Genomic DNA, 12,947 nt, shown 5'->3' with positions numbered 1-12,947 from the left:
CATGCCCATCGACAAACCTGTCTCGCTCACCTGCACACTACTGATGGGGCTCGCCCTTCTGCTCATGGGCTGTTCCCCCGAAACCACGTCGCCCCCCGACATCCCGACCGTGGTGGACAGTCATACGATCCAGACGGATGGCGGCCAGCGAATCGGCCGATTCTCGGGACAGGTGCAGGCCGCTGAGCAAACGACCTTGAGCTTCGAGATCGCCGGTGAACTCGAGAGTGTCGCGGTAGATGTGGGCGATGACTTTTCGGCCGGTGAGACGCTCGCCACCATTGACGACGAACGCTACCGCCTGGTGGCCCAGCAACGCCGTGCAGAAGCACGCGAAGCAGAAGCCTCGCTGAAGGAGAAGCGTCAGGATTACCAACGCCAGTCGGAACTCGTGCAGAAAGAGTATGTTAGCGCGTCACAATTCGATGCCGCGCAGGCGGCCCTGGACACCGCCGAGTCACGCCATGCCGCTGCCATCGCCGCCCGTGAACTGGCCGACCGGGACCTGACCTTGACCACGCTGCATGCGCCCTTCGACGGCTCGGTAAGCCAACGCCAGGCCGAACCCGCGGAGCGCGTCAGCGCCAGCCAGCCGATCCTCGAGGTGATTTCCGACCGCAACGGGTTCGAGGTGGAGGCCACCGTACCCGAGACACTCGTCGACGCGCTCGAGGTCGGCTCGACCCATCGTGTCAGCCTGCCGGCCCTCAACGGTGCCGAAAGTCCGGCGACGCTCAGTCACCTGGGCTCCCAGCCTCGTTCATCCAACGATTACCCGATCATCCTCGAGCTGGACATGCCGCCCCCGGGCCTGCACTCAGGCATGACTGCTCGGGTGGCCTTGTTCCTCGACACACCGACCGACGGCACACAGGCCTACCCCATCCCGTTGACCGCCCTGAAATACGACACCGACAAACAGGCACACGTGTTACGCATCGATGGTGATGAACGCCTCGAGCGAGTCGATGTCGAGGTCGTCGACATCGGCGACGGTCGCGCCAGGGTGAGCGGTGCCTTGTCCTCCGGCGATCGCATCGTCGCGCGAGGCGCCGAATTCCTCCATCCCGGGCAGCAGGTGAGCCTGCTCGGTGAGGGGCCAGAGCGCTACAACTGAGGCCATCATGAACCTGAGCCAGCTCGCCCATCGGCGCCGCCCCGTCCTCTACCTGGCCATCGTGGTGGCCATGCTTTATGGGATATTCAGTTACTTCGCCATGCCTGCCCGCGAGGATCCAGAGATCACCATTCGCGAGGCGCAGGTAACCACCGCCTTCCCCGGGCTGCCGGCGGAACAGGTGGAGGAGAATATCACCAAACCCCTGGAGGAGAGCGTCCGCTCGATCGGCGAGGTGGAGCGCATCGAATCGACCTCCATGCGCGGCCGCTCGATCCTGCACGTGGAGATCCAGGACCGCTATTTCGACCTCGACCAGATCTGGGATGAACTGCGCAAGAAGGTCGAGGAGGCCAAACCCGAGCTACCCGACGGGACCCACGACCCGATCATCAACGACGACTTCGGCGACGTGGCAGTCGTCACCGCAGCTCTCACCGCCGACGACTTTCCCCAACGCGACCAGCAGGAAATCGCCGAACACATTCGGGCCGAGCTGTATGGCGTCGAGGGCACCAGGAAGGTCGAACTGCTCGGTATCCAGGAACCCCGCGTCTTCATAGACATCGCCGAGGCACGGCTGGCCGAACTGGGGCTCTCGCCTTCCGACCTCGCCGATCAGATACAGCAGCGCAACATCTATCCTCCCGGCGGCATACTGGACACCGGCGAGCAACGCCTGGCCCTGGAGGTCAGCGGTGAATTCGACGACCTCGGGGCCCTCGGCGACACCGAGATCCGTCTTCCCGAGGGCGGCACCCTGCGGCTCCGCGATCTGGGAGAGATCCACCGCGGTTACCAGGACCCGGTCGACCGCCCCGCCTATTTCAACGGCAAACCCGCCATCGTCTTCGCCATCTCCATGCTCGAGGGAGAAAGCGTGCTCGATTACGGCCATGCGGTCGAGGAGCGCCTGGACGAGTTGCGGGGCACCTTGCCGGCGGGCTACCAGCTCGACATCATGACCTTCCAGCCCGAACAAGTCGCCAACTCCGTCTATGGTGTGACTGCCAGCGTCATGCAGACGCTGGTCATCGTCCTTGCCGTGGTGGTGCTGTTCCTCGGCCTGCGCACAGGCTTGATCGTGGGCTCGATCATTCCTGCCGTGATGCTGGTGACCCTGGCCATCATGGGGCTGACGGAAATGACGCTTCAGCGCGCAAGCCTGGCCACCCTGGTGATCGCGCTGGGGCTGCTGGTGGACAATGCCATCGTCATCGCCGAGGATTTCAAGACCCGTCTGGAGGCGGGTCACCATCGTGATCAGGCTCTCAAGGAGACGGGCAGTGAACTCGCTCTGCCGCTATTGTCTTCGACCCTGACCACCATTCTGGTCTTCCTGCCGCTGATGCTCGCCGAACACGTCGCCGGCGAATATACCCGCTCCATCTCGATCGTCATCACCATCACGCTGCTGAGCTCCTGGTTCCTGTCACTGACGGTGACGCCGACGCTCTGCCACCGTTTTCTCAAGGCACCGAACACATCAGGAACGGACAGCGGCCCCTCCCTGTCCGACCGGCTGTTTCGCGGGGTATCGGAACGTTATGCCCGATTGCTGGCCCACGTGCTCCATCACCGTGTCCTGTTCCTCATCGCCATGGGGCTCGCCCTGGTGGCCGGCATAGCCATGATGCAACTCGTCCCCCAGAAATTCTTCCCTGACTCGGACCGTAGCCAGGTACTGGTGACGCTCGACTTTCCCTCGGACATCGCCGAGAACGCCACCGCCCGGCGCATGCAGGAATTGAGCGACTCGTTGCGGCAGGCCCCGGCACTGCGCGACGACGTCACCAGTATCGCCGCCTACTCCGGCTTCGGCGGACCCCGCTTCGTGCTCTCGCTGACGCCCATCGACCCCGCCCCCAACAAGGGCTTCATGGTCATCAACGTGGCCGACCGGGAGCGGGTCGATGACGTCATCCATGCCGCCCGTGCCTATCTCGCCACCCATCAGCCGGACATCTCGCCCCAGGTCACGCGGATGTTCCTGGGCCCCTCCGACAGCACCCTGCTCCAGGTCCAGGTCAAGGGCCCGGACCGTGAGGTGCTGTTCGCAGCGGCCCAGGACGTGGAAGCCATTCTGGGCGGGCTTGATGGCGCTCAGGACATTCGCCATAGCTGGGAGGCACGGATTCCCGCACTGACCATCGATGTCGATCAGGCGCGGGCCCGCAATGCCGGCATCACCTCCGAGGACATCGCCCGCTCGTTGCAGGGCGCTATCGACGGTTACCACCTCAGCCACTATCGCGAGGGCGACGACATCATCCCGGTGATGATGCGCTATCCGGAACGTCAACGCGCCAGCGTCGAACGGCTCAAGTCGCTGATCGTCTATCCTCTGGAGTCGCCCGGCGATGGCGTCCCCCTCAGCCAGGTCGCCGAGGTGCGCCTGGACAATGGCTACTACCGGATCGACCGGGAAAATCTGGTACGCACCATCACGATCGAGGGGCGCAACCGTTACCTCACTGCCGAGGACATGGCCCCGCAAGTGGAGCCGGCACTGAGCGAACTCGAGGCGCGCCTGCCGCCAGGACACTGGATCGAGTTCGACGGCGTGGTGAAGGAATCGGCGGAGGGGCAAGCCGCCCTGCAAGCCAACCTGCCACTGTGCCTCGGATTGATATTCATCCTGCTGGTCGCCCAGTTCAACTCCTTCAAGCGACCATTGCTGATCATTACCACCATTCCGCTGGTAGTCGTTGGTGTCGCCCTGGGGCTGCTGGCCTCCAGGGCCGATTTTGGCTTCATGGTGATGCTCGGTCTCTACAGTCTGGCTGGTATCATCATCAACAATGCCATCGTGCTGATCGACCGCATCGATATCGAACGCCGCACCGCTGACGCGGAAACCACCGGACGCGACGCCGTGATCAAGGCATCGGCACGCCGTCTGCGCCCCATCCTGATGTCGACGATCACCACCGTACTGGGCTTTTTGCCACTGATCATCGGCAACGACCCGTTGTTCTACGGCATGGCTGCGGCCATGGTCTTCGGTCTGGGCGTCGGTACGATCATGAGCCTCGGCGTGATCCCGGTGCTCTACACGATGTTCTTCGCCATCGACACTCGAGCCCCCGAGAACGGAGCCTGATCCCATGACACCCGAGGACAGTACCCGCGACCGCCTGATTCACGCCAGTATCCGCCTGTTCGGCGAGCATGGTTACAAAGCCACCACCACGCGCATGCTGGCCGATGAAGCACGAGCCAACATCGGCTCCATCGCCTATTACTTCGACAACAAGCACGGCCTCTACCTGGCGGCCGCACACTATATCGCCGGGGCCATCCGCCAGCGCCTGGGCCTGACCAGGCCACTCGAGGCGCCACAGGATCAGACAGCGGCACGGGAACTGCTGGAAACCCTCGTTAGACGCATGGTCCGCACCTTTGCCGAAGACATCGAACTCCGCCAGTGGCTGTTGCTGGTGATCCGCGAACAGGTTCGGCCCAGCGACGCCTTCGATATCCTGCAGCAACAAGCCTTCGGTATCGTTCAGGCCACCCTGAGCGCGCTGATCGGCCGACTCACCGGCCGCGATACCGATGATCCCCGAACCATCATCGAAGTCCACACCCTGATCGGCCAGGTGGTCTTCTTCCTGATTGGACGCGAGCCGCTGTTGCGACGCCTGAATCTGCAGACCTTCGACACCGACACACTCGAGGCCATCGAAGACGTCGTCGCCTCGCATCTACGTCTCTACACCAGTCCAGGCTGAAATGCCTGGCCGGCTCCCGGGCCATTTTCGTTAGCAGTAAAACCGTCTAGGCTATAGGAATAAGAGGTAACGGAGGACGCCAAGATGCACAAGCATGTCGAATGGGATGATCCCGGCCATGACAGCGTCATCGAATACTATGCCAAGGATCCCAATGAGTATGCTCGCCCCTATGCAGGTTGCATCCTGTCAGCCCGTTTCCAGGGGAAAGTCGTACGTATCAAGGTTGCTGCCTACGTCGAGGACACCAGCATCGGTGATGTGGTTGCGTTGATCGACCCTAGCAATGGCGGTCGGTTGAACTCGCTGGGCAAACTCTCTCTGGGCGATACGGTACGCCTCCCCGATGAATACCGTGCCTTCGAGCCTCCCAAACCGGAGGATGACGAAGACGACGACTGAACGTCGCCGTCAACCGACATAACGATAGCAACACCTGGGAACACGCCGGACGACACACTAGCGCCCTACCAGAGCCAGTCGTTAACGCAAGCTAAACGTTTGTCCACTGGTCAAGGTGCTTCAGGTAGCGCAAAGTAGTGGCTGGCCGGTATCGGCTGGATACCGTGCGCCACGACCCCGAATCACAAGAGCGACAACCATCAGGGGCTTGAATGTCGTCCATTATCGAAGTCAGCCATGTCTACAAGGCATTCGGCGGCCCGACCATTATCAATGACTGCTCGCTGAGCGTCGCCGAAGGCTCGATCACAGGGCTCATCGGTCCCAATGGCGCCGGCAAGTCCACCCTATTCAACATCATCGCCGGCAACCTGGCCCCCGATTCCGGCCAGGTCCACTTCGATGGCGAAGAGATATCCTCACTCAGTGCCGATCAGCGTTTCCATCGCGGCCTGCTGCGAACGTTCCAGATCGCCCACGAGTTCACCCATCTCACGGCTCTCGAGAACCTGATGATGGTGCCGCCGAATCAACCCGGCGAAAACCTGTTTCATACCTGGCTGAAACCCGGTCTGGTGCAGGCCCGTGAACAGAAGGTACGCGCCAGGGCGCTGGAGGTCATCGATTTCATCGGGCTCGACCATGTCCGCAACGAGTTGGCCGGCAACCTGTCCGGCGGACAGAAAAAACTGCTGGAACTGGGCCGCACCATGATGACCGATGCTCGGGTGGTGCTGCTGGACGAGATCGCAGCCGGGGTCAACCGCACCTTGCTGGTCGATCTGGTACGGAACATCGAACGCCTCAACCGCGAACATGGCTACACCTTCCTGGTCATCGAGCACGACATGGATATGATCGCCCGGCTTTGCGATCCCGTGATCGTACTGACCCAGGGTAGCGTGATGGTCGAGGGCAGCATCGACGAGATACGCAATAACCCCGACGTCATCGAAGCCTATTTCGGCGCCGGGGCCACTACCGACTAACACGACATGTACCGTCATCCGGCAGGCGGAAATCCTACGCGATGCAGGGAAACGAGACACGATCAATGCCACTACTCGACGCACACGCTGTGCATGGCGGCTACGGCGGGATGAACATTCTCAATGGCGTCGACCTGTCGATCGACGCCCATGAGATCGGTGTCATCGTCGGTCCCAACGGCGCCGGCAAATCGACCATGCTCAAGGCCATCTTCGGTCTGCTCCAGGTCAGCCAGGGAGCGATCCGCCTCCGTGGCGAGGATATCACCAACACTGCCCCCAACAAGCTGGTTCAACTGGGCATGGGCTTCGTGCCTCAGGAATACAACATCTTTCCCAGTCTGACCGTGCAGGAAAACCTCGAGATGGGTGCCTATATCAAACCGCGCCCGCACGACCGGCTGATTGACCAGATCTTCGAGCTATTTCCCCCGCTGGTGGAAAAGCGGCGCCAACCGGCCGGAGAGTTATCCGGCGGGCAACGCCAGATGGTTGCCATGGGCCGGGCATTGATGACCGAACCCAGCCTGCTGCTGATGGATGAGCCCACGGCGGGGCTGTCACCGATGTTCATGAACGAGATTTTCGCCCGCATCAAGGAGATCAACGCCGCCGGTGTCGGCATCCTGATGGTAGAGCAGAACGCCAAACAGGCGCTCGAGATCGCCGACAAGGGGTTCGTACTGGCCGCCGGCCAGAATCGCTTCACCGACACGGGCCGGAACCTGCTCGACGACCCCGAAGTCGCCCGCAGTTTCCTGGGCGGCTAAACGATTTCTGCAAGGAGCCATGCTTTGAACGAGTTGGTGTTCTTCATAAACAACGTGGTGGTGTCGGGTATCGTGAGCAGCTCGATCTACGCCATGGGGGCGATTGGCGTGACGCTGGTCTTCAGCATCATGCGTTTTGCCCATTTCGCCCATGCCGACATGATGACGCTGGGCGCATTTTTCGTGCTGGGACTGACGATGCTGTTCCCGGAGATCGGCAATGCCATCGGACTGCCATCGGCCCTGATCCTGATGCCCATCGCCATGGTCATGACCGCCCTGACCGCCGTCGGCATCGACCGGACCTTCTACAAGCCGCTGCGCGATAACAACGTCAAACCCATCGTGCTGGTCATCGGTTCGCTAGGCGTCACACTGATGCTGCAAGGCCTGATCCGCTTGGTCGCAGGGACCGGGTCGCGCAGCATGTACATCGCCGAACGCAAGGATATCTTCCGCCTTGAACTGCCCGGCGAACTGGCCACCCGCCCCATCGTCATCACCGAGCCCCAGATCATCCTGTTCGTGTTTGCCGTCGGCGCCGTGGTCGCCCTGCACTGGTTCCTGACCCGGTCGCGACTCGGCAAGGCCATGCGAGCCATGTCGGATAACCCCGATCTGGCGCGCGTGTCGGGTATCAACACCAATACCGTCATCGCTGTCACCTGGATGATTGCCGGCGCCCTGGCCACTGCCGCCGGCACCCTGCTGTCACTGGATGTCACGCTCAAGCCCGACCTGAGCTTCTTCCTCCTGCTGCCGATCTTCGCTGCGGCTATCGTCGGCGGAGTCGGTCATCCTTATGGTGCCATCGCCGGTGGCTTCGTGGTCGGCTTTGCCGAGACGCTCGCCGTCTTCAACTGGGCCGTATTGCTGCGGCCGTTTCAGGACATGCTGCCTGCCGGGTGGGAATTGCCGACCTATCTGGCGTTCGTCGGTACCGAATACAAGATCACCGTGCCCTTCTTCATCCTCGTCGCCATCCTGGTCTGGCGACCCACGGGCTTGTTCAAAGGGAAGGTGCTGTAATGAAGCTCTCCACCATGTCACAGTCTCGTCGCGATCTGCTCCTGTTGCTGGCCTTGTCGATACCGGTCCTCGGTGTCTTCCTGACCATGGGGCCGGCCTACGGCGTCCGCATGTCGGTGGAAGCCGCATGTTACGCCATTCTGGCACTGGGCCTGACCATCCAGTGGGGATATGCCGGCCAGTTCAATGCCGGCGTCATGGGATTCGTTGCACTCGGCGGTGTGAGCGCCATGCTGATCAGCGTGCCGCCCAACCCGGATTTCTGGGACAGCGATCTGCCGGGAGAACTGGGGCGTGTCCTGCTGATTCTGCTGGCCGGTATCGCCGTGGTCGTGGCGATATCGCGCCTTCACCGGTTGGGTATCCCCAAGCAGCTGCGTACGGCACTGACGATCATCGCCGCCCTGATCGTTTATCTCACCTTCGTCAATCAACTCGCGCCGGTAGCCGGCGCCATCGAGTCACAAGCCGGTTTCGTCGGTGGACTGGGATTGCCCGCCTGGCTCGGCTGGATAGTCGGCGGTGCCCTGGCCGGCGGTATCGGCTATTTCATCGGCCATATCTGCCTCGGGCTGCGTAGCGATTATCTGGCGATCGCCACGCTGGGCATTGCCGAGATCATCAAGGCGTTCCTCAAGAACGTCGACTGGCTGACCCGGGGCACCGCTACCGTGTCACCGCTTCCCTGGCCGACACCAGGAGCCGGCGAACTCGGCTTCGTGCTGTCACGGTCGCTTTACCTGTCCATTACCGCCGTGGTGATCGCCGCGATCTTCTTCCTGCTCCACCGTGCCTATCACTCGCCCTGGGGACGCACCATCCGCGCCATCCGCGACAACGAGGTCTCGGCAGCCGCCATGGGCAAGGACATCAACAAGCGACGACTGGAAATCTTCGTCTTCGGCTGCATCCTGATGGGGATAGGCGGCGCCGCCCTGACCAGCTTCAACAGCATCTTCGACCCAACCGGCTACTTACCGCTGAACCATACCTTCCTGGTGCTGGCGATGGTGATTCTCGGCGGGCCGGGCAATAATCTCGGTACCCTGTTCGGCGCGATCCTGGTCTACATCATCTGGATCATGTCGGCGCCCTTGGCACTCTTCCTGATGGATACGGCCGTCGTCATCGGCCAATCGTGGTTCGGTTGGGAGGATCCCGGCAATCTCGACAGCCGCGCCCTGCAGGCCAGGGTCTTCGTGATCGGCCTGTTGATCTCGCTGGTACTGCGCTATGCGCCGAAGGGACTGATGCCCGAACGGGTTCCCCACCACCGTTAACCCGACCTGATAAAGAACAGGCCCCGGAGAACGCATCGCCGGGGCCTGAAGAGGGCGGGTCAGGAGGCGCTTAGAAGTCCAGCGTCCCCTTGGACACGAACTCGCCATCCTCGACCAGCATCTCGACGATGATACCCGGTACGTCACCGTTCTCATCGAACTCGTGGCTGCCGGAAGCTCCTTCGTAGTTGATCTCCTCACCGTCGGCGATCAACTGCTTGGCTTTCTCCCATTCACCCGGCAGGATCGTCTCGCCAGGCTCGGAGGCAACGTCACGCAAGGCGTCGGAGAGTCCTTCGCGGCTATCCGACCCGTTCTGTTCCACGGCCAATGCCAGCAGGAAGGCAGCATCATAGGATTGCGAGGCGAAGACGGCCTCGGGGTCCAGATCAACCTCTTCAGCCATCTCATCAAACATGCCGGCACCGGGAACGTCCGGTGTGCCAGGACGCGTGGCGATCATGCCTTCCAGCGCATCGCCACCGACCGCCTCGATCAGGCCGGAACCGACCATGCCATCGGCACCGGCAAACTGAGTGAACATGCCGCCTTCATAGGCCTGACGCAGGATCGTCTGCCCCGACCCATCGGCATAGGCGAGTACCACCAGGTTCTGCGAGCCACCGGAGGAGAGCACACCCAATTCACTGCGGTAATCGGCACGGCCATCTTCATGGGCTTCGTTGGCCGTGACGGTCCCTCCGTCCGCCTCGTAGGTCGCTTCGAAGGCGTCCGCCAACCCCCGGCCGTAATCGTTGTTGACGTAGGTGACGGCGACATCCTCGATGTCCTTGGAGAGCAGTAGCTTGGCCAGCATCTCACCCTGATAGGCATCCGAGGAGACCGTGCGGAACACCAGATCATCATCGTCCAGGTCAGTCACCGCCGGCGCCGTCGACGCCGGCGACACCATGACGACACCGCCGGGAATCGCCGCATTATTAGCCGCTGCGACCGTGGCCCCGGTACATAGTGCGCCGACGATCGCCGTCACCTCATCCGAGTTCACCAGTCGGTCGGCGGCGTTACTGGCTGCCGAGGAGTCGGAGCAGGTGGTATCCGCCGTGGGCATTTCCAGCGTTTCCCCATCGAAGAGGCCACCCTGTTCGTTGATTTGAGAGACCGCCAACTGAGCGCCTTCATGGATAGGCGGTGTCAGGCTCTCGATCTGGCCGGTGAATCCGCCCAGGAAACCAATCTTGACCTCCGCCTGCGCTGCGGTTGCCAATGAAGCCGCTGTAATGGCAGCCGTTAACAGAACTTTTTTCATGATTGTTCTCGCTGTTGCTTAACAAAGGAGTAACGATTTAACTCTGGAACCGTAACCGTCAAAACTCAAGTCTTCGCCACCAACGTTCGGCGTCTATACTAAACGCCATCGACAGGTATTTTGTCCACTAACAACAACCAGGAGCTCCCATGAATCAGGAAGCCCATTCCCCATTGTTCGCCTTCTTGACCACTCCACTACTTGGCGTCGGGTGTCTGTTACTTTCTACTGGCGCATTTGCCAACGGCCCGAACGGCGAATCGGTCACCTATGAAGTCGATGACGAAAGCTTCCAGGGGTATTACGCCAGCCCGGAGGAGGAAGCCAAAGGCACGGTCCTGATCATCCATGATTGGGACGGTCTAACCGAATATGAGCAACTTCGTGCCGAGATGCTGGCTGAACAGGGATACGCCGCCTTTGCCGTCGACCTGTACGGCAAGGATAATCGCCCCGAATCAATGGATGCCCGCAAGGCGGAAATGGAGAAGCTATATGAAGACCGTGAGCGGATGCGGCAGTTGACCCTCGCCGGGTTGGAGCAGGCACGCGAGAAAGGCGTTCCGGACAATACCGTCATCATGGGCTACTGTTTCGGCGGTGCCGTGGTTCTGGAGATGGCGCGTTCCGCCGATGCCGAGGGCATACACGGATACACGAGTTTTCACGGCAGCCTGGACACCCCGGAAGGGCAGGAGTGGCCGGATGAAATCGCGCCGATCCTGATCGCTCATGGGGGCGCTGACGAGTCGGTCACCATGGACGATGTCGCCACGCTCGCCGAAGAGCTCGAAGCCGCCGACGCCACCTATGAGATCCAGGTCTATTCCGGTGCCCCGCACGCCTTCACCGTTTACGATGGGGACCGCTATCAGGAACGTGCCGACAAGAAGTCCTGGAGTGCCTTCCTGGACTTCCTCGACAAGACGTTGTGATCATGCAGCTGACGGAACTCCACGGCGACCGCCATACCATTGGTGAAATACATGGCAGCATGCATGCCGATCGCATCCACCATGGCATGGCGGTCTACGACCGGCTTTTCCATGATTTCGTCGGCCTCGATTGGCAAACCGCCCGACACCAGGCCCGGCGCTTCCTGCCTGCCATTGAACGTCACTTCCCGGCGATTCTCGATGAAATCGAAGGCTTGGCACGCGGGGCGGGGGTCGATGCCGATGACATTCTGACGCTCAATTGCCGTAGCGAAATTTCGTTGACCCAGGCCGGCGGCTGTTCGGCCTTTTCCCTTTTTCATCACGACCAATGGCTCGCCCAGAACTGGGACTGGCGTGCCGACCAGCAGCACAATGTGGTTGCGCTACGTATCACGGTCGAGGGTATTCCGACGCTGGTCAGTCTTGGCGAGGCCGGCATGCTGGCCAAGATCGGCCTGAACGAGGCCGGTGTCGGCGTCGGCCTCAACGCCATCCGTTCACGAACCTGCGGAGCGGGGCTGCCGATCCATATCGCGCTGCGCAAGATGCTGGAAAGCCCGGATTTCGCCACTGCCAAGCGGGTCGCGACCCATGACCGGGTAGCGTCGCCGGCGCATATCCTGCTCGCTGGTGCCGGCGGCGACGCCGTCGGCCTGGAAGTCCATCCCGGCCTGCCCGGCGAACTCGCCCCCGATGACGGCGTCGTCACGCACACCAATCACCTATGTACCCCTTCCGGCCCGGCGGACTTCCCCCGCCCGGACTCGTATACGCGCCTGGAACGCCTGCGGAAACGCCTCGGCGAGATACCGGCGCGGGGAGAGTTCACGGCCGATGCCCTGTTCGATGTGCTCAGCGATCATGACAACGCCCCCATGGCCGTCTGTCGGCATCACAATCCGGCGCAGCCCGAAGCGGAACGCATGGAGACGCTATTTGCCGTGGCCATGAACCTGGACCGACGCGAGCTGCATGTCCGCCTGGGCAAACCGTGCGAGCCGATCAGCGTTCTACGGGTATCTCTGTAACCTCGCCCTTCAGATACTGCTCCGTCGTCAACAGGAACAGGCGCCGAAACAGTTCATGCACGGCTTCTTCCCGGCGCAGCGCCAACATGGCCTCATCCTCGGCGGTGAGGTCCGGTAATTCGCGCGGGTATTCCCATGCCAACCTCACCGACCCCGAAGAGGCATCACAGATTTGCACGACCGGGTTGCTGCCATTGAGCCGCGTTTCGATCTGGTAAGACATCGTTGACCTCCGCCATGTAACATCTATCTTCTCTTTGAATAATAATTATTGTTATTTGCATATGAGAAATTAGGATGCCTGCGACATTTTGTCAAGATACCTTGCTCTTCACGGCGACTGTTCACACGGCAGGAGAATCGGTAGAGTGCACGGCCAGGGTCGTTCGC

At 61.4% G+C, this 12,947-nt stretch carries 12 protein-coding genes; 10 read left to right on the top strand and 2 right to left on the bottom strand.

Annotated features, from left to right (window positions below; translation table 11 throughout):
- Window position 1: 1 nt before the first annotated feature.
- The 8 genes from BLW01_RS15745 (at window position 2) to BLW01_RS15710 (ending at window position 9,321) form a co-directional block, all read left to right on the top strand.
- A complete protein-coding gene (locus BLW01_RS15745; RefSeq protein ID WP_092571431.1) occupies window positions 2–1,117 on the top strand; it encodes an efflux RND transporter periplasmic adaptor subunit in 1,116 nt (371 codons plus the stop codon).
- Between the two features lie 7 nt (window positions 1,118–1,124).
- Window positions 1,125–4,220 carry an efflux RND transporter permease subunit gene (locus tag BLW01_RS15740; protein ID WP_092571429.1) on the top strand — a complete coding sequence of 1,032 codons (3,096 nt, stop codon included), beginning with the start codon at window positions 1,125–1,127 and terminating at the stop codon, window positions 4,218–4,220.
- 4 nt (window positions 4,221–4,224) lie between these two features.
- Window positions 4,225–4,851 carry a CerR family C-terminal domain-containing protein gene (locus BLW01_RS15735; RefSeq protein ID WP_092571427.1) on the top strand — a complete coding sequence of 209 codons (627 nt, stop codon included), beginning with the start codon at window positions 4,225–4,227 and terminating at the stop codon, window positions 4,849–4,851.
- Window positions 4,852–4,935: 84 nt separating this feature from the next.
- Window positions 4,936–5,253, top strand: coding sequence for a hypothetical protein (locus tag BLW01_RS15730; protein ID WP_092571425.1), 318 nt, complete (start codon window positions 4,936–4,938; stop codon window positions 5,251–5,253).
- A gap of 212 nt (window positions 5,254–5,465) precedes the next feature.
- Window positions 5,466–6,242 carry an ABC transporter ATP-binding protein gene (locus BLW01_RS15725; RefSeq protein WP_092571423.1) on the top strand — a complete coding sequence of 259 codons (777 nt, stop codon included), beginning with the start codon at window positions 5,466–5,468 and terminating at the stop codon, window positions 6,240–6,242.
- Between the two features lie 65 nt (window positions 6,243–6,307).
- Window positions 6,308–7,012: an ABC transporter ATP-binding protein gene (locus BLW01_RS15720; RefSeq protein WP_092571421.1), complete on the top strand. Its 705-nt coding sequence runs from the start codon at window positions 6,308–6,310 to the stop codon at window positions 7,010–7,012.
- A 24-nt stretch (window positions 7,013–7,036) separates the two neighbouring features.
- On the top strand, window positions 7,037–8,041 hold the full coding sequence (locus BLW01_RS15715; protein ID WP_092571419.1) for a branched-chain amino acid ABC transporter permease: 1,005 nt from the start codon (window positions 7,037–7,039) through the stop codon (window positions 8,039–8,041).
- On the top strand, window positions 8,041–9,321 hold the full coding sequence (locus tag BLW01_RS15710; protein ID WP_092571417.1) for a branched-chain amino acid ABC transporter permease: 1,281 nt from the start codon (window positions 8,041–8,043) through the stop codon (window positions 9,319–9,321). The genes BLW01_RS15715 and BLW01_RS15710 overlap by 1 nt, the downstream gene beginning before the upstream one ends.
- Window positions 9,322–9,391: 70 nt before the next feature.
- On the opposite strand, the gene BLW01_RS15705 is transcribed toward BLW01_RS15710, so the two are convergent.
- Window positions 9,392–10,591 carry an ABC transporter substrate-binding protein gene (locus tag BLW01_RS15705; RefSeq protein ID WP_092571416.1) on the bottom strand — a complete coding sequence of 400 codons (1,200 nt, stop codon included), beginning with the start codon at window positions 10,589–10,591 and terminating at the stop codon, window positions 9,392–9,394.
- A gap of 149 nt (window positions 10,592–10,740) precedes the next feature.
- On the opposite strand from BLW01_RS15705, the gene BLW01_RS15700 reads away from it, so the two are divergent.
- Entirely contained in the window at window positions 10,741–11,526 is a 786-nt protein-coding gene (locus BLW01_RS15700) for a dienelactone hydrolase family protein (RefSeq protein ID WP_092571414.1), read from the top strand.
- 2 nt (window positions 11,527–11,528) lie between these two features.
- A complete protein-coding gene (locus BLW01_RS15695; protein WP_092571413.1) occupies window positions 11,529–12,557 on the top strand; it encodes a C45 family autoproteolytic acyltransferase/hydrolase in 1,029 nt (342 codons plus the stop codon).
- On the opposite strand, the gene BLW01_RS15690 is transcribed toward BLW01_RS15695, so the two are convergent.
- Window positions 12,532–12,780 carry a hypothetical protein gene (locus BLW01_RS15690; protein ID WP_092571411.1) on the bottom strand — a complete coding sequence of 83 codons (249 nt, stop codon included), beginning with the start codon at window positions 12,778–12,780 and terminating at the stop codon, window positions 12,532–12,534. The two genes, BLW01_RS15695 and BLW01_RS15690, sit on opposite strands and share 26 nt — an antisense overlap.
- Window positions 12,781–12,947 lie beyond the last annotated feature (167 nt).

Origin of the sequence: Aidingimonas halophila (assembly GCF_900106955.1) — a bacterium.
GTDB classification, from domain to species: domain Bacteria; phylum Pseudomonadota; class Gammaproteobacteria; order Pseudomonadales; family Halomonadaceae; genus Aidingimonas; species Aidingimonas halophila.
The sequence above is the reverse complement of the archived record's forward strand: the minus strand, read 5'-3'. Positions and strand labels throughout refer to the sequence as shown.

Excerpts from the sequence above, each read along its gene's own strand:
- BLW01_RS15745 (WP_092571431.1), top strand. The coding sequence starts at position 2 with ATGCCCATCGACAAACCTGTCTCGCTCACCTGCACACTACTGATGGGG.
- BLW01_RS15740 (WP_092571429.1), top strand. The coding sequence starts at position 1,125 with ATGAACCTGAGCCAGCTCGCCCATCGGCGCCGCCCCGTCCTCTACCTG.
- BLW01_RS15735 (WP_092571427.1), top strand. The coding sequence starts at position 4,225 with ATGACACCCGAGGACAGTACCCGCGACCGCCTGATTCACGCCAGTATC.
- BLW01_RS15730 (WP_092571425.1), top strand. The coding sequence starts at position 4,936 with ATGCACAAGCATGTCGAATGGGATGATCCCGGCCATGACAGCGTCATC.
- BLW01_RS15725 (WP_092571423.1), top strand. The coding sequence starts at position 5,466 with ATGTCGTCCATTATCGAAGTCAGCCATGTCTACAAGGCATTCGGCGGC.
- BLW01_RS15720 (WP_092571421.1), top strand. The coding sequence starts at position 6,308 with ATGCCACTACTCGACGCACACGCTGTGCATGGCGGCTACGGCGGGATG.
- BLW01_RS15710 (WP_092571417.1), top strand. The coding sequence starts at position 8,041 with ATGAAGCTCTCCACCATGTCACAGTCTCGTCGCGATCTGCTCCTGTTG.
- BLW01_RS15705 (WP_092571416.1), bottom strand. The coding sequence starts at position 10,591 with ATGAAAAAAGTTCTGTTAACGGCTGCCATTACAGCGGCTTCATTGGCA.
- BLW01_RS15700 (WP_092571414.1), top strand. The coding sequence starts at position 10,741 with ATGAATCAGGAAGCCCATTCCCCATTGTTCGCCTTCTTGACCACTCCA.
- BLW01_RS15695 (WP_092571413.1), top strand. The coding sequence starts at position 11,529 with ATGCAGCTGACGGAACTCCACGGCGACCGCCATACCATTGGTGAAATA.
- BLW01_RS15690 (WP_092571411.1), bottom strand. The coding sequence starts at position 12,780 with ATGTCTTACCAGATCGAAACGCGGCTCAATGGCAGCAACCCGGTCGTG.